We start from the raw sequence: 20778 nt of genomic DNA on the forward strand, positions 1-20778 counted from the left end.
CGTTAACTTAGGGGGCTCTGACCTTTAGTTTTGTAAACATTCCGCAGCGCGAGCCCCGCTTATCCGATGCTCCGAAGGAGCAGGATAAGCGGGGCTCATGCGCGAGGACGTTTACAAAACTAAAGGTCAGAGCCGCCGATGGGATGGTTACCTCGAAACCCTGGCCGACCACTCCCAGCAGCCCACCGGCTCGCCGTCGATGAGTACGTTGCCCCCGTCGAAGTCTTGATAACACAGGTCGTTGAATTGGTGGATCCACACGCCGTGGTTGAACGTCTTTTTGGCCGAGCCGTCGGCTTCGCGATACACGCCGGTCAGGTCTTCGACATGGCTAAAGTAGGTGAGATGCACGTTGGCGCCGGCACCGCGCAGGCGCGCGAACAGCGGCAGCACGGTCTGTTGCGGGTGCACGAGCTCGTCGCCCTTGGAGTGCGTAAACCACAGCGGAGTCTTGGCGAGCGCGGCCACGTCCTCGTCCGTGGCGTTGTACCACGGGGCGCAGCAGGGAAGGCCCGCGGCGAAGAAATCGGGGTAGTCGGCGCACAGGCGCAGGGTCATAAAGCCGCCGTTGGAAAGACCGGCGACCACGATGCGGTCGGTGTCGATGCGGTCGGCATGCTCGGCGACAAACTCGTCGATAAGCGCCTTGAGCACGGAGGAGTAGATGCTCTGGTTGGAGCGACCGAGTTGCTCGACGCCGTTGTCCATCCAAAACGTGGGCGACTGCGGCACGAGCACCCAGGCAAAGCCGCCAAAGTAGCGCTGGATCTGCGCCTGGCTAATGGCCGTCACGCGGTTGCCGATATAGGCGCGCGTAGCGCCTTCGCCTTGCGTGGCGCCCTTGCCCTCGCCGGCGCCGTGCAGATACACCACGAGCGGTGCCTTTTGGGGCACGACCGTCGCCTCGGGCGCAAAGGGGTTGAAGCATGCCGAGTCTTCGGCCTTAAAGCTGGGCTCAAAGAAGCCGTATTCGAGCGCGATGCCGTCAACGGCGGTCTTTTGCGTGGCGTTGCTCCAGCCTTTGAGCGCGGGGCAGATATCGCCACGGCAGGTGTCGAAGACCAGGCCGCAGGTGGGATCGTCGCCGTCGTTGCCGGGAAGAGCTGTGAGCTGCGTGATGCGCAGCTGGTCATCGAGCATGCGCGAGCCCATGACGCCGCCTTCGATGGTCTTGGTCAGGCGCTGCTCGGCGACCTCGAGCGCCACATGGGTGCCCACGGCGAGCTTACGTCCGTTCTCGTCGCACGGATATGCGGCGAGAATGTCGATGTAACCCACGGAGGGCGCGGCATGGTCGGCGCCGCGCTCCTTGCGCATCAGAACCTCGCCCGAGCGCTCGTGACGCTCTACATATATATGGAAGGTGTTCGCGTCGATGTCGTTGGCGCGCACGGTGCAGGGCAGGTCGAGTACGACCTTGCTGATCCAGGGGCCAAAGTCGCCCAAGGTGGTGACGGTTGCGTAGGTACACAATTTGAGCTCCATGAGCTGCCTCCCTTACGCCGCGAATGCCTGGCATCTGCGGCAATACAAACTAAACATGTTTAGTGTAATCTAGAATTGAAGAATAACCAGATGAACTCGGTAAACGGCAAAATTGAACACGTCGTGAACCACTAAACATATGTTTACTAGCTTCTAGCAGGGATTCTGTTGATGAGTTAACAGATCAGTGAGGTGTTCATCAAAATAAAATCCCACGTAAATGGCTATATATCAATAGAGGGTCAAAGAGACCATTTCCCGCCATTCAAATACGTTCACCCCCGATTTCCTACCGTTCACCGGACTGTAGACGGCAAAATTGCCATAAATTCGGCGCTCCGTGTAAACTAAAGCCCGTAAACGTTCAGTAAACACCTTGTTTACAAAAGCGTATCCAAGGGTCCGGCAACCGTAAGGGGTTATAGTCGCCGGGCCAAAGGCGTGCCTAAGCCCAAGGGGGCTGGCACACGAAGATATGGGGAGGGGTCCCATGGCAGTAGATAACAAGCAGATTGCCACCGATGTCCTCGAGCTCGTGGGCGGTGCGGAGAATGTTTCCGTCGCCACCAACTGCATGACGCGCCTGCGTCTGACGCTCAAGGACAACAACAAGGCCGACGTGGAGAAGATCAAGAAGGTCAAGGGTGTTCTGGGATGCCAGTTCGCCGGCAGCCAGCTCCAGGTCATCATCGGCCAGAACGTGCCCAAGGTGCTCGCCGAGTTCGTCGCCATCTCTGGCGTCAAGCAGGGTGCCGCCGTCGACGAGAACCTCGATGCTTCCAAGCAGAAGTTCGAGCTCAAGAACCTGCCGAACATCATCCTTGACTATCTGTCGGGCTCCATGACCCAGCTCATCCCGCTGCTCATGGCCGGCGGTCTGTTCCGTACCATCGCGGCCGTCCTCGGCCCCACCATGCTCGGTGTGCTCTCGGCCGACGACCCGACCTATACGTTCCTCTACACCACGCTGTACGAGGCCACGTTCACCTTTATCCCCATCTACCTGGGTTATGCCGCGGCTAAGAAGCTCGGCGCCAGCCCCGTGCTCGGCATGCTGCTCGGTGGCGCCCTCATGGCTCCTTCCGTGGTGAGCGTCGCCACCCAGGAGGGCGGCGGAATCATCTCCGTCTACGGCATCCAGATCGCCGCTGCCAACTATCAGCAGTCCGTCCTGCCGATCATCCTTTCGGTGCCCGTCCTCTACTTCATCGAGAAGTTCTTTAAGAAGGTCATGCCCGACGTGCTGTCCACGGTCTTCACGCCGTTCTGCACCATGATCGTCACCATCCCCATCGCCTTCATCGTCCTCGCCCCGATCGGCAACGAGATCGGTACGCTGATCGCTAACGCCCTCTTCGGCCTTGCTGACCTTGGCGGCATCGGTATCCTGATCGTCATGGCCGTCCTCGGTGCCTTCTGGCAGCTCTTCGTGGTCTGCGGCATGCACATGCCCGTCATCCTGCTCGCTCAGGTTCAGATCATCGCCGCCGGCTACGATCCCTTCGTCTTCGTTTCCACCAACTGCGCTATGGCCGCTGTCTGGGGCTGCGCCTTCGGTGCCTTCCTCAAGATGAAGAACCCCGACGAGAAGTCCCTTGCCATCGGTTACGTCATCTCCGCCATCGCCGGCGGCGTTACCGAGCCTGCGCTCTTCGGTATCCTCATGCGCTTCCGTCGCACCATGCTCGGCATGTTCATCGGCGGTGCCATCGGCGCTGTGTTCTCCGGCCTCATGGGTGTTACCTACTACCTCGCAGGCGGTGCGTCCAACTTCCTGGTCTTCACCAACTACCTGCAGGGTGGCCAGATGAACACCGTCTGGGCTATCGTCGGTATGGCAATCTCCTTTGTCATCGCCGCTGCCGTCGTCTTTGTCTGCGGCTTCTCCAAGGAGGAACTCGCCGAGATGGAGGCCTAAGGCCAAACCGTTCGGTCACATATGACCTCACCTACACGACAGGGCCCCGTCAGGCGTAAGCCCGGCGGGGCCCTTCTTGCAAGGTAGACTGATGGGGCGGACGGGATTCGCCCGCGAGGGTTTGCCAAGCGGCGGGGGCTTTCGCACGGGGTTACCGCGAAAGCCCCCAGCGGTTCGCAAATCCTTTATCAAACGAAAGGACATGCAGATGAGTTTGGGAAAGCTGACCGTCAACGGTCGCCAGGACGGCTTTTTGTGCGAGGGCAAACCGTTCTTCTGGTTTGCCGATACGTGCTGGAGCGCATTTACGAGCATTGCCGAGGATGACTGGGACTACTACCTGACCCGCCGTGCCGAGCAGGGCATGAATGTGCTGCAGATCAACACGCTGCCGCAGTGGGATCGCTGCTGCCCCGACCTGGGCATTTGGCCCTATGCCAGCGAGGACGGCGTGCACTTTGATTGGTCCCGTCCCAACCAGGCATATTGGGACCGCGCCGCCGCCATGTGCCGTGCTGCCGTCGAGCACGGCATCCGTCCGGCGCTCGTGCTTATGTGGTGCAACTACGTGCCCGGTACCTGGGGTGCCAAGATCGCCGAGCGTTGCGGCGCCGAGGTTATGCCGCGTGAGGAGGTCCGTGCCCACGTTGCCCGCGTCGTCGAGAACCTGGGCGAGTTCAACCCCGTCTACGTGGTGACGGGCGATACCGACTTTGCCGGCGACGAGGCGATCGCCTATTACGAGGACGCGCTCGACGAGGTCGTCAAGCGCGCGCCCGAGGCGCTGCGCACCATGCATATCAACCGCGCCAATCGCACCATTCCGGCGCAGTATCTGGACCGTCTGGACTTTTATATGTTCCAGCCCGGCCACAACTACGAGGGCCAGCCCGAGGCATGGCGTCTGCCGCAGGACTTTATCGCCAACTACCCTAAAAAGCCGATGGTCAACTCTGAGCCTTGTTACGAGCAGATGGGTGCGTCGCGCAATGTGTACTGGCGCTTCACCGCGCAGGATTGCCGCGCGAGCGTATGGTCGTCGATTCTTGCCGGTGCCAGTGCCGGCGTAACTTACGGCGCGCACGGCGTTTGGAACTGGCAGACATCGCGCAGCCAAGGCTCGGTGCTGGGCGAGGGCTTCGACATGCCGTTCCGCTGGCAAGAGTGCCTGCAGTTTGCGGGCGTGTGGGACTTTGGCGCGATTGAGCATGTGCTTGCCGGCCTGGGTGCCACGGCTGCCGACGACGCGCTTGCCGTGGTTCCGGCGCAGGAGCTCCTCGATGACGCGCGCGAGGCCATTCGTGTGGCGCGCGTTGGCGATCGCGTGGTCACGTACCTGCCGCGCACCACGGCGCTCAAGTTTAAGCTCGACGGCGCGCGCGGCTGGACGGCGACGGTCCTCGACATGGAGGACAAGCGCATCGCCAAGCTGCCCGTCCGCGATAACGGTGACGGCACCGTGCGCGTGGCTCAGCATCCCTTTGAGCACGACGCTCTGGTGATCCTGACCCCCGGGCGCTAACGGCTCTTCTCCAACATTTACAACCCAGTCCCTTTCATTAGGCTGCGACGGAATGGTTGCTGCATGACGGCTTTAAGCTGCCAAGGGGAGCCATTCCGCCACGCTCATTGGGGACGTACTTAAATGAGTGGTCTCGTGAGTTTGAGGGCGAGTCGGGCGCTCGATACAAGGTGAGTGTCGTGGACACATGGGGCATGACGGAGGAGGAGCTTCCCGGAACCTTTGAGGGCAAGTTCCGCATCGATCTCCCAAGTAAGCAGTATATGATGCTTCGCCTGACCAAATTAGAGGCGTAAAACAGAGATAATCGGCACCGGGCGTGACTTGCTGCACGACCATCGCAGGGGGGTAGCCCCTGTGATGGTCGCGGCGATGCGCGTCCGGGGCTACGCTTGTAAGGAGTGAACATGCAGGAGTTTTTTGGAATCGATGTGGGCGGTACGGCCGTTAAATGGGCTGTGCTGGGCGAGGATTTTTCCATCCGCGAGCGCGGAAGCCTGCCGACGGGCTTTACCACGGCTGAGGAGACGGTCGCGGCGCTGATCTCGCTCGTCGAGCCGTATCGCGAGCGCGTGAGCGCCGTGGGCGTGAGTGCGCCCGGCGGCATCTACGAGGGAGATGTCACAGGAACGATCCATCGCGGTGGTGCGCTCACGTTTATGGATGGCTGTCCGCTCGGAAAGCTCATGCGCGAGGCACTGGGGGTGCCGATTGCCGTCAATAACGACGGTAAGTGCTGTGCACTCGGTGAGTATGCGGCTGGCGCTCTGCGCGGGACGCGTTTTGGCGTGGTGCTCGCTATCGGCACGGGCATCGGCGGCGGTATCGTCATCGACGGCAAGGTCCTGCGCGGCGCGCACTGCTTTGCAGGCGAGTTCAGCTTCTTGCGCAACGATGTCACGACTGCCGCGAACATGGGAAACTCCTTTGCCGATTCGGGCGGTTGGCGTGCGCTCCGCGATGCTGCCGTTGCCGAGAAGGGCCTGCCTGCGGGTTCTCCGGTGGACGGCCGCCGCGTCTTTGAGTGGATCGCGAGTGGTGACATGGCGGCGCAGCGCGCACTCGACCGCTACGCTCGCGCCTTTGACGGACAGCTCATCAACCTGCAGGCCGTGCTCGACCCCGAGGTCTTTGTGATCGCAGGCGGCATCTCGTGCCATCCCGAGCTCGTTGATGCCCTGCGTGCGCAGATGCCGCTGGCCCTCGCGAGTTACGAAGGGACCCTTGCCGGCATTCCTGTGCCGCAGATAAAGGCGGCCGAGCTCGGCAACGACGCCAACCTTTACGGTGCCGTCCAGGAGGCCATACGCCTGGTGTAGCGCATTGGACATAGTCATTGGGGACGTTCTTGTTTGACTAGTCGTTTAAGAACGTCCCCAATGACTACCCACAGAATGAGAGTGGATAATCTCCCGTTTTTGGCCTGCATGCGGGCTCAAAGTGGGAGATTATCCACTCTCGTCATTTGATTGGCACTTGCGGCACTTGCACTCATTGGGGACGTACTTAAATGAGTGGCAGTTGGGGACACTCTTTGTCGAGCTAGAGACCGCGCGCGCCCCTTCTGGGTCATGCGGCTCAAAATCGCGGCGTCATGCGGACGGCTGGGGTCGAATTTACAGTATTTCGAGCTCGGCTTCGATATTGAGATTGGTTCTTTATTAAAATGGTGTTCCGGACAACAAAGCGGGTGGGGGTTACCATGAGGGACCTGGGAGACACAACCGCATATTTGCGCCGGGGCATGCGGGAGATTCTGTGCCTAGCGCTGTTCTTCTTCACGTTTTTGGCGTGCGAGTATCTCTTTGATGCGCGCATGGTCGAGTTCGTGCCATCGAGTGAGGTCGTCATCTACGAGAGCATCGTTGTCGGCGCGAGCGTGATTGGCTTTTTCGTGCGTCCATTTCTGTACTATCGCTGTCCCCAGACGATCGATGCGACGAGCGATATTACGGGCGTGCTGTTGGTATCGGCGTTGCTGCTGATGATTATGGCAGTGCGGTTTGAGGTAGTAATTGCCGGCGGCCTGGTGGCGTGCTGCGCCCTGGGCTATTGCGGATCGACCGCCCATGCCAATCTTGCGCGGCGTTTTGCGCAGACGCCCTGCCTGGCGCGCGCCGTGGCGGTTTCCTATGCTGTGGGCATTTTGGTGCAGGTGCTCAACCATATGGTGATGCCTGCGGGCATTCCCCAGCAGTCTGTTCTCATTGCCTGTGCGATTGCGCTGGTGGGGCTGCTTCACGGTGTCCGCCGCGCTAAATTGCGTGATGAGCCTGCGCCCGAGTTCGAGGTCGAGATTGCCGAGCTATCGGTCGATGCGTCGGAGCGTGGCGCCAGGTGGCACGATGACCCCGAGGCAAAGGCGGCCTTTCAGGGTGCCGTGGTGCGTCTGACGGTGGCGACCGCTTGCCTCACCGGCGTGTTCGCGGCCCTCAATGCCGGCCTTACGACCTCGCATGCCGCTGGCGCTATCGACCTGGGCGACTGGCCGCGCTTGCTGCTGGTTGTGAGCGCCCTTGCCGCCGGCGTCCTGTATGACCTGCGTGGGCGTTCGTATATGAATATCATCATGACGTGCGCCGCCATGCTGTCCACGCTCTCGTTCTTTGTGCTTATCACCGATGGCAACGGTGGCAACACGCTCGCCGCCACGATTATCTTTTACCTTGGCACGGGCTTTTTCGTGGTGTTCTTCACCACGAAGTTCGCCGCGATTTCGATGTATGCCCGCTGGGCGTATCTGTGGCCGTGCATGGGCCGTGTTATCAACAACGTTTGCTCGATGCTCGTGACGGCTCCGGCGGTGGCGATTATCTCGAGTCAAAACGTGCTGGCGGCTGTGAGCGTCGTGCTCGTGCTGTTTGTCGGCATCGCGATTTCGCTGTTGGGACAGTTTGGACAAGACGGTGAGGGCGAGGCGACGCACGGCGGGCTGGCGCTTGCCACCGACGATCTTGGCGTGAGCTGTGAGCCCGGCCAGGCCGACACGGTGCCCCTGGAGGCGCCGGAGCTTTCGTTTGACGATCGGCTCGATGGCTTCGTTGCCGCCTTTGGGCTCACCAAGCGCGAGCGCGATGTTCTGGAGGCGCTGGTCGTTTCGGACGACAGCGTGCAGGACGTGGCGGCGGCACTCTTCCTTTCGCGCTCCACACTCTATCGCCACATCGCTTCGATCAACAAAAAGACCGGTGCCTCCTCGCGCGTAGCCCTCATCAACTTCTTCTGGTCCTGGACACCCCAAGACTAGCTAACCACCACAAAGGTGACAGGCACCTTTGTGGTGGTTTTTTACCTGCAAAAATATGAATATGAGACATTTGTCACCTGCCGTTTTGGTGCTCAAAGGCATATGAATGTGATGCTGAGCAGAGCAGAACGGAGGGGGTGCACCTATGGCGTCTCGGGATTGCGCGTCTAATAAAATTGCGGGCGCGCTTATCGCCGTGGTGGTCTTTGCCGCGGCGGTGACACTCTTGCGAGTTTACGTTGCCGGCGACCATGGCGCTCAGGGAAAGACTGCCGCGCAAGTGTCGCTCAACGATTGCGCTGCCGTTCCGGTGGCGGTCAAGCTTATCGAGGACGGGGAGGCGCGGACGGTCTATGAGACCGACGATGCCGAACTGGTCGCATCGACCTTTGCTGTGCTCGATGGCTGCACCGTGGGGGATGCGGTGGATGAGCGGACGAGCGATGCCGGCCGAACGCTCGTCTTTGTCTATACGGATGGCTCGGAGCAATCGGTGGAACTTGAGGGCAAAAACATCGTGCTCGATAAGACGGCGTACCGACTTAACGGTGCCGATGAGTTATGGCGGCAGCTTGCCGTGATCAAAAACAGCTAACGAAATTAGGGGTGTACGGGATGAGTGAGTTGAGATTCTGCCCAGCGTGTGGGGCGCAGCTGCTTCGGGTCGCCGGCGTGCCGGTACGATTTTGCCCGGGGTGCGGCGTCCGACTTGAGGGCGTTGTGGGCTGCTCGGGCGCCGTGGGGGCTACAGATGGGGCGACTGCCGATGACGATGCGGACGAAGGCGGCGACCCGAGTGTGGACGCGCCGGCCGATGCGCCGGTGGAGACTGCCGGCGTCGCGTCGTCGTCTCGTGACGCGGCCACGACGGATATGCCTCACATCGGTGACCTTGAGCTTCATGCCGCATGCGATACCTCCGACGGCCAGGCACTCGCGCAGGTGGCGCTGCCGCGGGGCTGGCATATCGAAGAGGCGCATCTTGAGCGCAGCGGCAGTTTCGACTGCCCGATTTCGGTTGGCGTGACGGCGGCGGGTCCGATGGGTGAGCGGATTATGTACCGCTCCGAGCTCTGCTACGTGGATGCGGGCGCCGTTGCCAAGCGTATCCCCACGCAAACCGAACGCAAGGTGTTTGTGCACGTGGAGGCAGCTTGCGACGAGCTGGCTCAGGCCTGTGCGGCACGGCTGGGTGCGCGGGCAGAGGTTGTTGCCGAGCAACCGTACCCATCGAGCGCGGCGGTCGATATCGAGCGCGAGCGTGCCCGCGTAAAGCGCGAGGCGGCAAACGACTTTGCGATCCAGGGCTTTTCGATGGAGCCGAGTGATGTGGTCTATGAGTGCCGCATGCGTCGATATCGGCTCACGGGCGCTCCGGTGCCCACCGAGCTCGCGGTGGCGGCCAAAGTCGAGGGCTATATGTTTTCAATCGGCGGCGTCGCGGGTTCTATGGGCAAAGGTGTTGCCGTTGGGGTCGAGGCGCTGCTGGGCGCGGGCCTTTCGAGTGGACTGATCGGCGGTGTTTTGGGCAAGCGCCTGCGCGAGCGCCAGGCGGCGACAGCGGCGGGACAGGGCGTCGCGCAAGAACAGCCCACGGGTCGAGGCGGTCGCCCGGACGGAGCGTCGTTCGAGCTGGGCGCGGCCGACCTGCTGCAGTGGCGTATCAGGGACAGCTTCTGTTTGGTTGCGCCAGAAGGTCGCCTGGACGAGGCGGCCTCCACGGCGCTTGCATCAATGGCGTCGACCCTGCGGCTCAATCCGGCGATTGCACGCGAAGCGTCAGCTCAAAAGCAACAGATGGTGCTTGAGCAGCGCCAACGCACGCAGATGAACATTGCCCAGCAGCAACAGCAGTTTGCAGCCTGGCAACAGATGCATGCCTCGCAACAGGCGGCGTTCGACAGCTACCAGCAGGCGTGGTTCGATCGCAGCGACCGTCAGCACGCCGCGAATATGGCTGCCAGCGCCGCCAATTTTTCCAGTGCGGGCGTGGGGACGGGCGCCGCCTCGTATTCCGATGCCATTCGCGGGGTCAACCATTACACCAGACCCGACGGCACCGATGTCGAGGTCTCGGTGATGGCCGACCAGGCCTGGGTCAACGGTTCGGGCGATGTGATCGGTACACGCGATGGTTTTGAACCCGGTTTTGGCTGGACGGAACTGCCTCGTCAATAGCGTGGGGTGGCTTATGTGTGAATCGATGCCGGGTGTGTTTCTCGGCATTGTGCTAAAGAACGGGAAAGGAACAATGATGAGGGAGACGGTACTTTCGCGCGCGGCATTTGTCGCGGCGGCGGGAACGGCGCTGCTGACGCTTGTGGGGTGCGGCGGACAGCGGGCGCAGGATGCGACGGGTTTTAACGACGACCGCCCGGTAAAGGACAAGATGGACGCGGGTGCGACGTCGGGCGATTCCGGCGACGCGGACAGCGGCTCGGCGGATGCGTTCGATACGTGGTCGGATGATTGCTGGGATGCGCACCGCAACATCAGCATCGCGGCGCTCCTCGAGCTTAAGGGCTGGCAGTTGCAGGAGTTTGCCTCGCAGCAGGGCTATACCTGGCAAGACGCGCTCGAGATGTACGAGGACGAGGCGGGACACGTGCTCAGCGTCTGCAATATCAGCAAGGACGGCGCGGCCGAATGGCTCGGCGAGGACGAAATCGGAAAGCTCGACAAGGGCGGCACCGGAAGCACCGTGATGTTCACGCTGCAACTTTCGGGCTATTCGAGCTGCGAGGATGTTATCGCGGGCTTTTCCGTGCCGGTCGAGGACCGGGCGCAGATTACTTCGGGCTCATGGATCGCGTGCGTATACGGTTCCAACATGGCGCGGCACGTTGCCATGACGAGCCCGATGGAAAACGGTGACTACCGCTTGGATCTCATTACCGAGGAGGCTATCAAGACCGGTAGGTTTACCCAGGGCGGCGGTGCTCCGACGATAGACGAATTTTGGCAGGAAAAGACTGGACGCGCGCTCGGCTAGGTGCGACGTGGCCAATACCATAGCGAGGAACGAACATGATGAATGAAGTGACGATGAACCGTGCGGCCTTTGTGGCAGGCGCGGGTGCGCTGGCTTGTGCGCTGGCTGGCTGCTCGGGCGGATTGGGCGGCGCGGGCGGTGCCAAGAAGGCGACCACGGCGGACGCCGCCTGTGTAGACGACAACGCCAACGTGACGGTCTATGCTGCGATCAACTTGGACGGCGCCGACCTGGTGCGCCTGCTCAAGCATCAAAACTATGAGTGGCAAGGCGAGAGCGTGGGCTACGGTGCCGCCGATGATGCGGGACTTTTCGCTTTTACCTTTTCTAAGATTTCGGATGACGTGGACGAACTTGCGAACAGCGCGATACCGCTTTCGGAGTCCGAGTACGAGGAACTTGAGCCGGGCGGCGGAGACGATAGCGTGGCGATTTTGCTCTCGGTAGGCGGCTATACGACGGGCGATCGTGCGCTCACCGGCGCAATCGGCGATGCGGCGATAGTGCAGGAGAAGTGCACAATCGACGATTCCGTGTATTGGCTGGTCAAGGCGCTCGACGGCAGCCGTTACGTGATTTCGGCCTACGACACCGAAGATGATGGCGACAGCGCGCATGACATCTATATCTATAGTGAGTCTTTTATTCACACCGGTTATCTGAGCGGCGGCGACCAAATCGATATTGACGAACTCTGGAGCCGCCTGACCAATGCCTCGTAGCGCACCAAAACCACCACAAAGGGGACAGTGAACTGCGCCCCGAAACTTGGACTGAATAAATAGCGACTACGCCGCAAGGGCCCGGTCCCGGAACTCCTCCGGCGTCAGGCCCTTCAATCTTACCTGCCTGCGCCGCGTGTTCCAATGGACTATGTACTCCTCCAGGTCGCGCTTGAAGTCCTCGAAGCTGCCCCACTCCCTGCCGCGGTAGAACTCGTCCTTCACGTGGCCGAAGAGCTGCTCGGTGGCGGCGTTGTCGACGCAGTTCCCCTTGCGCGACATGCTCTGGGTGATGCCCGCCCCCTCCAGCCTGGAGGTGTAGGACTCGTGCTGGTACTGCCAGCCCATGTCCGAGTGCATGGTCGGTGCCGCCCCGTCGGGCAGGGCCTCGAGGAGCCGGTCGAGCATCCTGTGCTGCTGGGCGAGGTCCGGCGAGGTCGATATGTCGCTCGCCACGATCTCCTTCGTGCAGAAGTCGAGCACCGGGGCCCAGTAGGCCTTGGCGCCGGCGACCTTGAACTCGGTGACGTCGGTGCCGAGCTTCTGCCACGGCCCCTCGGCGCCGAAGTCCCTCGCGATGACGTTCTCGAACGTGCTCCCCACGAGCCCCCTGTAGGAGCTGTACCGGCGGCGGGAGCCCCGGCGGCGTATCCCGCACCGGATGCCCATCTCGCGCATCATCTTGAGCACGGTCTTGTCGGCCACGACCGCGCCCAGCTCGGCGCGCAGGCACATGGCTATCTGCCGGTGCCCGCAGCCGTTGGCGGTGCGCGAGAATATCTCGGCCGCGGCGTCGCGCAGCTCGGGCCTGGTCGGCCTCCGCGGGTGCGCCAGCGCGTAGTAGTAGGTCGACCTCCTGAGCCCCGAGCACTCCAGCAGGTGGCGCAGGGAGTGCCCCTCCGCCCTCAGCGCCCCCACCGCCTCGGCCGCCGCCCTGGTCAGAGCCCGTCCCGCTCGACCAGGGCGCGCAATTTTTTTAGGTAGGCGACCTCGGCCTCGAGCCTGCGGCAGCGCTCCTCGAGCTCCTGCTCGCGGGTGCGGGCCCGGGGTTTCGACCTCGACCCCCTCGGCCTGCCCTTCGGTCCGGGCCGCAGCGCCTCGGCGCCGCCCTCGCGGTAGAGCCTGCACCAGCGCTCCAGCGGGGACTTCGACCTGATCCCGAACTCGGCCATGGCGTCGGTCTTCGCCATCCCGCCGTCGACCACGGCCGATGCCGCGGCGACCCTCTGCTCGAATGTGTACCTGGATTGTTTCCCGCCCATGGACAGCAGCGCCTCGCTTCCGAACGCCCGGTATACCCACTGCCATTCTCTCACGGTCTCGCGGGGGACGGACAGGGCCTCGGCCGCCGGTTTGCAGCCGACGCCGGCGTCGAAGAGCTCGACGGCCCGCCTCCTGGACTCCAGGTCGTGCTTCACCCTGAGGTCTATACTCATGGAAAACCTCCCATTTCCCGATGTCCAAGAAATGGGAGGCAGTTCACAGGCACCTTTGTGGTGGTTTTGCCCTTGGGCTGTCTACTGTGGCGGCTCACCGTGCTAAAGCAGCTCGCCGTGGCGGGCGATGTAGCGGCGCTTGGCCAGTTGGGTGAGCGCGATGTAGGCGGCGACAATGCCGATGAGCAGCGCGAAGAAGATTGGCGGCAGCGGCATGAGACCCAGCGCATCGGCGATGGGGCTTGCCGGCAGCCAGGTGACGAGCACCAGGCCCAGCACGGTGAGGAGGCACAGCGCGGGCGCGGCGTGGTCGCGCGGGCGTGGCAGGCGCGGGGAGCGCAGCATGTGGACCACGAGCGTCTGCGACCACATGGACTCGACAAACCAACCGCTCTGGAAGAGCGCCGTAAAGGCCGCCATGCCTGCGACGTCGCCTACAGCGGCAAGCTCTGCCCAGCTTGCGCCCACGGCGGCGGGGCACACCACAAAGAAGAGCGCGGCGAAGGTCACGATATCAAACAGCGAGCTCACGGGACCCAACTCGAGCATAAAGCCCTTAATGGACGCGGCATCCCAGGCGCGCGGACGGGCAGTCCAGGCGTCATCGACGGTGTCCCACGGCAGCGCGATGCATACGATCTCGTAGACGAGCGACAACAGCACCAACTGCAGGGCACTCATGGGCAAAAATGGCAAGAACAGGCTCGCGGCGGTTACGGACAGCACGTTGCCAAAGTTGGAGCTCACCGTGGTCTTGAGGTACTTGAGCAGGTTGCCGTAGGTGCGGCGGCCTTCGATGATGCCGCGCTCGAGCACGCCCAGGTCCTTTTGGAGCAAGATGATATCGGCGGATTCCTTGGCGATATCGACGGCGGAGTCGACCGAGATGCCGCAGTCGCTCGCACGCATCGCGGCGGCGTCGTTGATGCCGTCGCCCATAAAGCCCACGGTGTGGCCGAGTAGCTCGCGCATGACGCGCACCAGGCGCGCCTTCTGCAACGGCGAGAGCTTGGCGAAGAGGTGAGTTTTCTCGGCGCGCTCGGCAAGCTCGGCGTCGTCGAGCGCATCGATCTCGGAGCCGAGCAAGACGTTGCTCGCATCGATGCCGATCTGCGCGCAGACGGTGGCGGCGACGCGGTCGTTGTCGCCGGTCAGGACCTTGACCGCTACGCCCTTGGCCTCGAGGGTGGCGACGGCGCCCGCGGCACTTGCTTTGGGTGGATCGAGGAAGGCCAAAAAGCCCATCAGCACCATGTCGCATTCGTCGGCGATGCCAAACTCGCCCACGCAGCGCGGATTGGTTTTCTGCGCCACGGCAATCACGCGCAGGCCCTCGGCGTTGAGTCCAGCGACCTGCTTGCGAATCTGGGCGAGCTTGTCTTTGGTGAGCGGCTGGGCGATGCCATCGACCTCGACAAAGGAGCAGATCTCGAGCATTTCCTCGGCAGCTCCCTTGGTAACCATCTGGGTTTTGCCCTGGGCGTCGGCGACAACTACGCTCAGGCGACGGCGCGAGAAATCGAAGGGTACCTCGTCGACCTTGGTATAGCGGTCGCGCAGGCTCTGGCCCAGCATGGAATCGGGTGCGACGGTCGAGGGTGTCACATCGGCACGGTCGATTACGGCCAGGTCGATAAGGTTTTTGAGGCCGGTCTGGAAGAAGCTGTTCAAAAACGCATGGCGCAGAACGCGCGCGTCCTCGTTGCCATCGGTGTTGAGGTAGCGCTCGAGCACGATGCGGTCTTCGGTGAGAGTGCCGGTCTTGTCGCAGCACAGCACGTCCATGGCGCCCAGGTTTTGGATCGCTGGCAGCTCCTTGACGATAACCTGGCGACGAGCGAGGTCCTTGGCGCCCTGTGACAGGCTCGTGGTCACGATGACGGGAAGCATCTGCGGCGTGATGCCCACGGCCACGCTCGTGGCGAACAGCAGCGCGTCGATGACGTTGCCCTTGGTGGCGGCGTTGATGGCAAAGACGGCTGGCGCCATAACGAGCATGAGGCGTACGAGCAGCATGGAGACGCTCGACACGCCGCGGTCAAACGCGCTCTTCTCGCCGCGCCCGTTGAGCATCTTGGCGATGCCGCCCAGGTGGGTGTCCGAGCCAGTGGCAACGACAAGCGCCATGGCGGTGCCGTTTTGCACGGAGGTGCCGGTAAAGACGATGTTCTTGCAGGCGGAGAGTGGCAGCGCGGAGCCGTCGGCACCCTCGACGACGGTGATGGCAGTGGTCTTCTCGACGGCCTCGCTCTCGCCGGTGAGTGCGGACTCGATCACAAACAGATCGCGTGCGGTGATGATGCGGGCATCGGCCGGCACCATGTCGCCGGCAGAGAGGCGGATTACATCGCCGGGGACGAGCTCGTCGAAGGGGATCTCGATGCGCTCGCCGTCGCGCAGGGCGGTGCAGGTGTTGGAGACCAGGTCCTTGAGGGCCTCTGCCGCATTGCCGCTGCGGGCTTCTTGGATAAACTTCATGCCGCCCGATACCAGCAGCATGATGCCGATGACGATGACCGTGGAGGGGTCGCGCTGCGGCTCAGGCACGGCGAGCACGTCGATGTAGAGCGAGACCAGCGCGAGCGCGGCGAGGATGCCGGCGAAAGGATCGATGAACGCATCGGCGATGCGGCGGGCGAGCGTCTTGGTCGGTGCCTCGATGGTGTTGGGGCCGGAGGCGTCCAGGCGCTCGGTTGCCTGCTCGGCGGTGAGGCCGTTTGCCGTGGCGTCAAGCAGTACGAGAGCGTCCTCGGCACTATGGGTGGCGGCGAATATGGTGTTCTTGGACAGGCCGGTATGAGCGGCGGGGCGCGCCGTGCGGCGGCGCTTGGAGATGGCTTCGAGTACCGTGGCGGTTTTGAGCATCAGCATAGGGTCCTCCTTGTTGAAGGGAGTTAGCGTACGTGTCGTATTTGCTTCAAAAAACCTAGATGTCGCTCACGTCAAGCTCGCGAACCGCCACAAAGGGGACAGGCACCTTTGTGGTGGTTTTGGCGATTGGTTCGTGGCGCTTATGCGTGTGCGGAATCCTCGCGGCGTGCCGAGGGCGACATGCAGGTTTTTCGACTATGACTGCCTTCCATGGCACACCTCCTTAAGGCCGGGCGCTGCGCGCTTTGGGCATCTCGTACCCGTTTGAATCCGCCCGTATTCTTGATGAGGGGGTTTATCGTGTCAACCCCATTGTTCGGAAAACCATTGCCCCTGACAAAGCCTTTACAGAATGCCGTGGCCTGAAAGCGCACCCGCAACGCGCCCTGCCTGCGCTAAACTGGAAAGCACGTACGCAATTACGAGAGGAGCCCACATGGAGGCTTACAAGCAAGAGTTCATCAAGTTTATGGTCGAGTCCGACGTTCTTAAGTTCGGCAGCTTTACGCTCAAGAGCGGCCGTCAGTCCCCGTTCTTTATGAACGCCGGCGCTTACGTGACGGGCTACCAGCTCAAGAAGCTGGGCGAGTATTACGCCCAGGCCATCCACGATAACTTTGGCGACGACTTTGACGTGCTGTTTGGGCCGGCCTACAAGGGCATTCCCCTGGCCGTCGTGACCGCCATTGCCTACCACGAGCTGTACGGCAAGGAGGTCAAGTACTGCTGCGACCGCAAGGAGGCCAAGGACCACGGCGCCGACAAGGGCAACCTGCTGGGCTACGAGCCCCAGGATGGCGACCGCGTGGTCATGGTCGAGGACGTCACCACCAGCGGCAAGTCCATCGACGAGACCTATCCCAAGGTCAAGGCTGCTGCCGATGTCGAGATCAAGGGCCTCATCGTGTCCCTCAACCGCATGGAGGTCGGCAAGGGCGGCGTGACCACTGCGCAGAAGGAGATCGAGGCCAAGTACGGTTTTCCCGTCGCGAGCATCGTCTCCATGGCCGAGGTCGTCGAGACTCTCTACAACCACGAGATCGACGGCAAGGTCGTCATCGATGACGAGCTCAAGGCCGCCATCGATGCCTACTACGAGCAGTACGGAGCTCGTTAGTTACGCGGTTTTACCAAACCGCGTAACAGCTTGACGCTGCAAACCCGCCAGAACGGCAATCTGCCTTTCAACTTCGGCGGCATGACCAGAAGGTCAATGCCGCCTTGTTTCAAGGCACCTTGCTCGCTCTGGCGGGTTTTCGCTGTCGCTGCCGAAACATCGGCGTTGCCGTGGTAGTCATTGGGGATAGACATAAATGAGTAGTCATTGGGGACGTTCTTAAATGACTACTCAGGATGAGCGTCCAAAAATCCGCGCTCGTTCGATTGGCGCATGTCTACGCAGCGTAGGTTGTCGAGCCTGGCCTTCAAATGGATACTGACTGTCGAACCGGTTCACTCCATTTCTTCAATTTGATTGGACAGCCCATGAACCAGACACGGCAAACCAATGCCTCCCATACTTTTTTGGCAGCGCATGCCATCAAGCAGCTGCGCGAAGAGCGCGGCCTCACCCAGCGCGCCCTGGCGGAAAGCCTTGGCGTGACCGATAAAGCCGTCAGCAAGTGGGAATCCGGCCGCGGCCTTCCCGACATTTCCCTCGTTGAGCCTTTGGCCCAGAGACTCGGCATAAGCGTGGCCGAGCTTTTGGCTGGTGACATTCGGGCCAACGCCAACCGTGCAGGCAATATGCTCAAAGGCGTCTTTTACGTTTGCCCTATCTGCGGAAACGTTGTGCACGCGCTCGGAGAAGGCAGCTTTAGCTGCTGTGGCTCCACGATGTTTCCCCAGGAGGCCGAAGAGCCGGACGCGGACCACGCCTTTTCCATCGAGCGCATCGAGGACGATTGGTACGTCACGCTCGATCATCCCATGACCAAGGATCACTACATTAGCTTTGTGGCATATGCGACTATGGACGGCATCTGCTTTAAGAAGCTCTATCCAGAGCAATCGGTGCAGCCGCGCTTCCATATTACCGGGCGCGGCAGGATATATCTTTACTGCAACCAACACGGACTCTTTACGTCGCTGACGCCTCGCAAATAACGGCTGTCTATCCGCCCTCCTCATGCGTTCCCAGGGGACCCAAAATGAGCGTGGATAATCTCCCGGTTTTGGCCTGTGTGCGGGCTCAAAGTGGGAGATTATCCACGCTCGTTAGGTTAGTGTTCGAAAATCCACGCTCGTTATATTTGGCTGGGCTGCGATGCCTATCTAATCGGCTCGGCGTCTTCCCTGAGAATCGAAAGATACTCCTCATACCCGTACTGCCGGTATCTCTGTCTTGACTCGTCGAGCGGACGGAGGATACCCAATTCTTCAAATGATTTGACGAGCGAGCTCGCGGTACTCCTGCCGATATCGAGTTGGGCAGCGATAAATGCGGTGTCGATGATGGGATGCTCTTCAAGAATGCCCAACAGCCTTTGCCCGTTTGCAGCAGTCCTTCCGAGATTTTCTGTAATGGTTGCTGTGGAACGGTTATGGAGGTCAACAAGGTTTTTTAAAGACCCTACCGAGTCCTTCGCGCTCTCGAGAAGACTGGTGCAGAAAAACTCTATCCATTCCTCGTAAGTGCCTCGCTCCCTTACGGATGTGAGTTGCCGGTAGTACTCGCTTCGATTTTTCTTGAACTGGAACGATGGATAGAACAAGCAAGAATGAAGAACGCCATCATTGATGAGCATAAGTGTAATGAGAAGCCTGCCCAGGCGACCGTTTCCGTCTAGGAATGGATGGGCAGTTTCAAATTGGTAATGGACGAGCGCCGCCCGCACAATCGGATCCATTTCGATTTGAGGCTCATTGATAAAGCTTTCGAGGTCCTGGAGCGTGTTACTCAAATCTTCAATGTTTGGAGGGACAAACGATGCGGTTGCAATGGTGCAGCCTGAGGGGCCAATCCAGTTTTGTGAGGATCGCAGCTCGCCTGGATTCTTCTCCGTTCCGCGCACTCCGTCCAGCAGGACCGCATGAACCTGCCTGAGAAGTCTTGTGCACAAGGGCATCTTTTTGAGCAGTTCTACGCCGCGGTCGACAGCACGGACGTAATTCACGACGTCTGCGAGATCTTTATGATGGAGTTGTGTTTGCGATGGACTAAGTAGGTCGTCAAACGTGCACTGGGTCCCCTCAATTTGCGAAGAAAGGAGTGCTTCTTTGCGCACGTACATTGTCAGATACATGTCGGCGTTGGGAACAAAGTAGAGCATGCCTTCAAGCTCTCCAAGCTTTCGTGAGCATGCGGAAAGTGTGCGATAGGTTTCCTCGGTGAGGTTTAGCTGCCTCAATGATTGCAAGGGCGTTGGCAAAAACGAATAGTAAGCTAATTTCCCCGATAGATTATTGCGGAGCGTTCCCTGGCCGTTCTCCTCGATTTGCATCGCGCCCTCCATATCTTTAATGCCGGAAACTCGTCATTAGGCTAATCATATCAATTCTAATAACGAGTTTATGGCGAAAATAGTTATTAGAGTTGATTTGAATAATCTAATGACGAGAAGCCGTTATTACTTTGGTGCAAGGTGGTCGAGTGGTCCCTCGGGCACAGAGGAAGACGGATCATTCAACATGAGCGTGGATAATCTCCCGGTTTTGGCCTGTGTGCGGGCTCAAAGTGGGAGATTATCCACGCTCGTTATCTGAGTGTCCAAAAATCCACGCTCGTCGCTACTTAAGCCCGGGCAGGCGGGTGTAGGGGAACGAGCGCTCTAAGAACTCGGAGCAGCGGGCGTAATCTTTGGCAAAGTAGCTGCTATAGAGTGAATCGAGCACGTATTGCACGGCGATATGGCTGGCGAACTGCGTGATGCGGTGCGTCATGCTCTCGTGGTCGCTTACCATGAGATAGGCGGCAAAGCCGGGGTGAATGCGGGCACAGTACGGCGTGCCGATGACGATGACCGGGGCATGTCGACTGCTAAGGATCGGCAAGATCTCCCTGAGGTTGGGGGCAAGGCCGCTGTAGGAGATGACGATTGCCACATGGTCGGGACCCGAGGCGAGCGCCGTGCGCACCTGCGCCTCGACGCTGTCGTGGCACGTCGCGCTTTTGCCGGCGGAAAGCAGGCGATCGCGGAACATTCCCGCTGGATACAGGTTATGCGAGCCCGTGTAGATGTCCACGGTGCCGGCGCGCATGATGAGCTTGGCGGCGTGGTCGAGCTGTGCAGGGTCGAGCAGCTCCTGCGTTTCGGCCAAGGTGGTCTGGTAGAGCCCCTCCATGCGTTCCATCACCTGCGCAGGGGTGGAGGTGGCATCGAAGGGAAAGTTGATGTCCACGTCGCGCCGGTTGCCCGCCTCGGTCGCCTGGCGGATGAGCTCGACCTTGAGATCTTTGAAGCCCTCGAGGCCGAGCTTTTTGCAAAAACGGTGCACGCTCGCAACGGAAACGTTGGTGCGCGCGGCAAATTCCTTAATAGAGAGCCCGCGGACGTCTTCGCCCATGGCAAGGGCCGAGATGCCGAGTTGTTGCTCGGTAGGGGTAAGGCCCTGTGCCTCGGAAATCTTGCGTTTGATATCCATG

Annotated in this window: 18 protein-coding genes; 11 read left to right on the plus strand and 7 right to left on the minus strand. The window is 60.8% G+C overall.

Translation table 11 applies throughout. The features are described from left to right. Positions 1-147: 147 nt before the first annotated feature. Positions 148-1485: a prolyl oligopeptidase family serine peptidase gene (locus CSV91_RS08290; protein ID WP_099432500.1), complete on the minus strand. Its 1338-nt coding sequence runs from the start codon at positions 1483-1485 to the stop codon at positions 148-150. A 490-nt stretch (positions 1486-1975) separates the two neighbouring features. On the opposite strand from CSV91_RS08290, the gene CSV91_RS08295 reads away from it, so the two are divergent. The 9 genes from CSV91_RS08295 to CSV91_RS08330 all read left to right on the plus strand — a co-directional run bounded on the left by CSV91_RS08295 (position 1976) and on the right by CSV91_RS08330 (position 11886). After that, the gene (locus CSV91_RS08295; RefSeq protein WP_099432501.1) at positions 1976-3403 is read left to right on the plus strand and encodes a PTS transporter subunit EIIC; all 1428 of its coding nucleotides are present in this window, start codon (positions 1976-1978) and stop codon (positions 3401-3403) included. 208 nt (positions 3404-3611) lie between these two features. Further along, entirely contained in the window at positions 3612-4925 is a 1314-nt protein-coding gene (locus CSV91_RS08300) for an apiosidase-like domain-containing protein (protein ID WP_099432502.1), read from the plus strand. A gap of 107 nt (positions 4926-5032) precedes the next feature. Continuing rightward, positions 5033-5221 carry a DUF5605 domain-containing protein gene (locus CSV91_RS10225; RefSeq protein WP_117778724.1) on the plus strand — a complete coding sequence of 63 codons (189 nt, stop codon included), beginning with the start codon at positions 5033-5035 and terminating at the stop codon, positions 5219-5221. A 111-nt stretch (positions 5222-5332) separates the two neighbouring features. Beyond that, positions 5333-6244, plus strand: a complete 912-nt coding sequence (locus CSV91_RS08305; protein ID WP_099432503.1) for an ROK family protein — start codon at positions 5333-5335, stop codon at positions 6242-6244. 383 nt (positions 6245-6627) lie between these two features. After that, on the plus strand, positions 6628-8172 hold the full coding sequence (locus CSV91_RS08310; RefSeq protein ID WP_157758018.1) for a helix-turn-helix transcriptional regulator: 1545 nt from the start codon (positions 6628-6630) through the stop codon (positions 8170-8172). A 145-nt stretch (positions 8173-8317) separates the two neighbouring features. Beyond that, positions 8318-8767, plus strand: a complete 450-nt coding sequence (locus tag CSV91_RS08315) for a hypothetical protein (protein ID WP_099432505.1) — start codon at positions 8318-8320, stop codon at positions 8765-8767. A gap of 20 nt (positions 8768-8787) precedes the next feature. After that, positions 8788-10350 carry a TFIIB-type zinc ribbon-containing protein gene (locus CSV91_RS08320; protein WP_147579401.1) on the plus strand — a complete coding sequence of 521 codons (1563 nt, stop codon included), beginning with the start codon at positions 8788-8790 and terminating at the stop codon, positions 10348-10350. Positions 10351-10426: 76 nt separating this feature from the next. Continuing rightward, complete coding sequence (locus CSV91_RS08325; protein ID WP_099432507.1) at positions 10427-11164, plus strand: hypothetical protein; 738 nt, start codon at positions 10427-10429, stop codon at positions 11162-11164. Between the two features lie 35 nt (positions 11165-11199). Then, on the plus strand, positions 11200-11886 hold the full coding sequence (locus CSV91_RS08330) for a hypothetical protein (protein WP_099432508.1): 687 nt from the start codon (positions 11200-11202) through the stop codon (positions 11884-11886). Between the two features lie 66 nt (positions 11887-11952). On the opposite strand, the gene CSV91_RS08335 is transcribed toward CSV91_RS08330, so the two are convergent. From CSV91_RS08335 to mgtA, 3 genes are all read right to left on the minus strand, one after another. Beyond that, positions 11953-12804 carry an IS3 family transposase gene (locus tag CSV91_RS08335; RefSeq protein WP_099431659.1) on the minus strand — a complete coding sequence of 284 codons (852 nt, stop codon included), beginning with the start codon at positions 12802-12804 and terminating at the stop codon, positions 11953-11955. 20 nt (positions 12805-12824) lie between these two features. After that, a complete protein-coding gene (locus tag CSV91_RS08340; protein WP_099431658.1) occupies positions 12825-13322 on the minus strand; it encodes a helix-turn-helix domain-containing protein in 498 nt (165 codons plus the stop codon). Positions 13323-13424: 102 nt separating this feature from the next. After that, the gene (mgtA, locus tag CSV91_RS08345) at positions 13425-16193 is read right to left on the minus strand and encodes a magnesium-translocating P-type ATPase (protein ID WP_099432509.1); all 2769 of its coding nucleotides are present in this window, start codon (positions 16191-16193) and stop codon (positions 13425-13427) included. A gap of 436 nt (positions 16194-16629) precedes the next feature. Between mgtA and pyrE the strand changes: the two genes are divergently transcribed. Further along, complete coding sequence (pyrE, locus tag CSV91_RS08350) at positions 16630-17310, plus strand: orotate phosphoribosyltransferase (protein WP_089573524.1); 681 nt, start codon at positions 16630-16632, stop codon at positions 17308-17310. On the opposite strand, the gene CSV91_RS10060 is transcribed toward pyrE, so the two are convergent. Then, a complete protein-coding gene (locus CSV91_RS10060) occupies positions 17307-17504 on the minus strand; it encodes a hypothetical protein (protein ID WP_147579402.1) in 198 nt (65 codons plus the stop codon). The two genes, pyrE and CSV91_RS10060, sit on opposite strands and share 4 nt — an antisense overlap. 174 nt (positions 17505-17678) lie before the next feature. On the opposite strand from CSV91_RS10060, the gene CSV91_RS08355 reads away from it, so the two are divergent. After that, on the plus strand, positions 17679-18299 hold the full coding sequence (locus CSV91_RS08355; RefSeq protein ID WP_055250846.1) for a helix-turn-helix domain-containing protein: 621 nt from the start codon (positions 17679-17681) through the stop codon (positions 18297-18299). Between the two features lie 164 nt (positions 18300-18463). Here the strand turns inward: CSV91_RS08355 and CSV91_RS08360 are convergent, their stop codons facing one another. Then, positions 18464-19636, minus strand: a complete 1173-nt coding sequence (locus CSV91_RS08360; RefSeq protein ID WP_172622473.1) for a Fic family protein — start codon at positions 19634-19636, stop codon at positions 18464-18466. Between the two features lie 286 nt (positions 19637-19922). Further along, positions 19923-20777 (minus strand): MurR/RpiR family transcriptional regulator, encoded by an 855-nt coding sequence (locus CSV91_RS08365; protein WP_099432511.1) that lies wholly within the window; start codon positions 20775-20777, stop codon positions 19923-19925. Position 20778 lies beyond the last annotated feature (1 nt).

This window comes from Collinsella aerofaciens (assembly GCF_002736145.1).
GTDB lineage: Bacteria > Actinomycetota > Coriobacteriia > Coriobacteriales > Coriobacteriaceae > Collinsella > Collinsella aerofaciens_A.

Excerpts from the sequence above, each read along its gene's own strand:
- mgtA (WP_099432509.1), bottom strand. The coding sequence starts at position 16,193 with ATGCTGATGCTCAAAACCGCCACGGTACTCGAAGCCATCTCCAAGCGC.
- CSV91_RS08290 (WP_099432500.1), bottom strand. The coding sequence starts at position 1,485 with ATGGAGCTCAAATTGTGTACCTACGCAACCGTCACCACCTTGGGCGAC.
- CSV91_RS08310 (WP_157758018.1), top strand. The coding sequence starts at position 6,628 with ATGAGGGACCTGGGAGACACAACCGCATATTTGCGCCGGGGCATGCGG.
- CSV91_RS08365 (WP_099432511.1), bottom strand. The coding sequence starts at position 20,777 with ATGGATATCAAACGCAAGATTTCCGAGGCACAGGGCCTTACCCCTACC.
- pyrE (WP_089573524.1), top strand. The coding sequence starts at position 16,630 with ATGGAGGCTTACAAGCAAGAGTTCATCAAGTTTATGGTCGAGTCCGAC.
- CSV91_RS08315 (WP_099432505.1), top strand. The coding sequence starts at position 8,318 with ATGGCGTCTCGGGATTGCGCGTCTAATAAAATTGCGGGCGCGCTTATC.
- CSV91_RS08330 (WP_099432508.1), top strand. The coding sequence starts at position 11,200 with ATGATGAATGAAGTGACGATGAACCGTGCGGCCTTTGTGGCAGGCGCG.
- CSV91_RS08340 (WP_099431658.1), bottom strand. The coding sequence starts at position 13,322 with ATGAGTATAGACCTCAGGGTGAAGCACGACCTGGAGTCCAGGAGGCGG.
- CSV91_RS08325 (WP_099432507.1), top strand. The coding sequence starts at position 10,427 with ATGAGGGAGACGGTACTTTCGCGCGCGGCATTTGTCGCGGCGGCGGGA.
- CSV91_RS10060 (WP_147579402.1), bottom strand. The coding sequence starts at position 17,504 with ATGTCTATCCCCAATGACTACCACGGCAACGCCGATGTTTCGGCAGCG.
- CSV91_RS08305 (WP_099432503.1), top strand. The coding sequence starts at position 5,333 with ATGCAGGAGTTTTTTGGAATCGATGTGGGCGGTACGGCCGTTAAATGG.
- CSV91_RS08295 (WP_099432501.1), top strand. The coding sequence starts at position 1,976 with ATGGCAGTAGATAACAAGCAGATTGCCACCGATGTCCTCGAGCTCGTG.
- CSV91_RS08320 (WP_147579401.1), top strand. The coding sequence starts at position 8,788 with ATGAGTGAGTTGAGATTCTGCCCAGCGTGTGGGGCGCAGCTGCTTCGG.
- CSV91_RS08360 (WP_172622473.1), bottom strand. The coding sequence starts at position 19,636 with ATGCAAATCGAGGAGAACGGCCAGGGAACGCTCCGCAATAATCTATCG.
- CSV91_RS08300 (WP_099432502.1), top strand. The coding sequence starts at position 3,612 with ATGAGTTTGGGAAAGCTGACCGTCAACGGTCGCCAGGACGGCTTTTTG.
- CSV91_RS08355 (WP_055250846.1), top strand. The coding sequence starts at position 17,679 with ATGAACCAGACACGGCAAACCAATGCCTCCCATACTTTTTTGGCAGCG.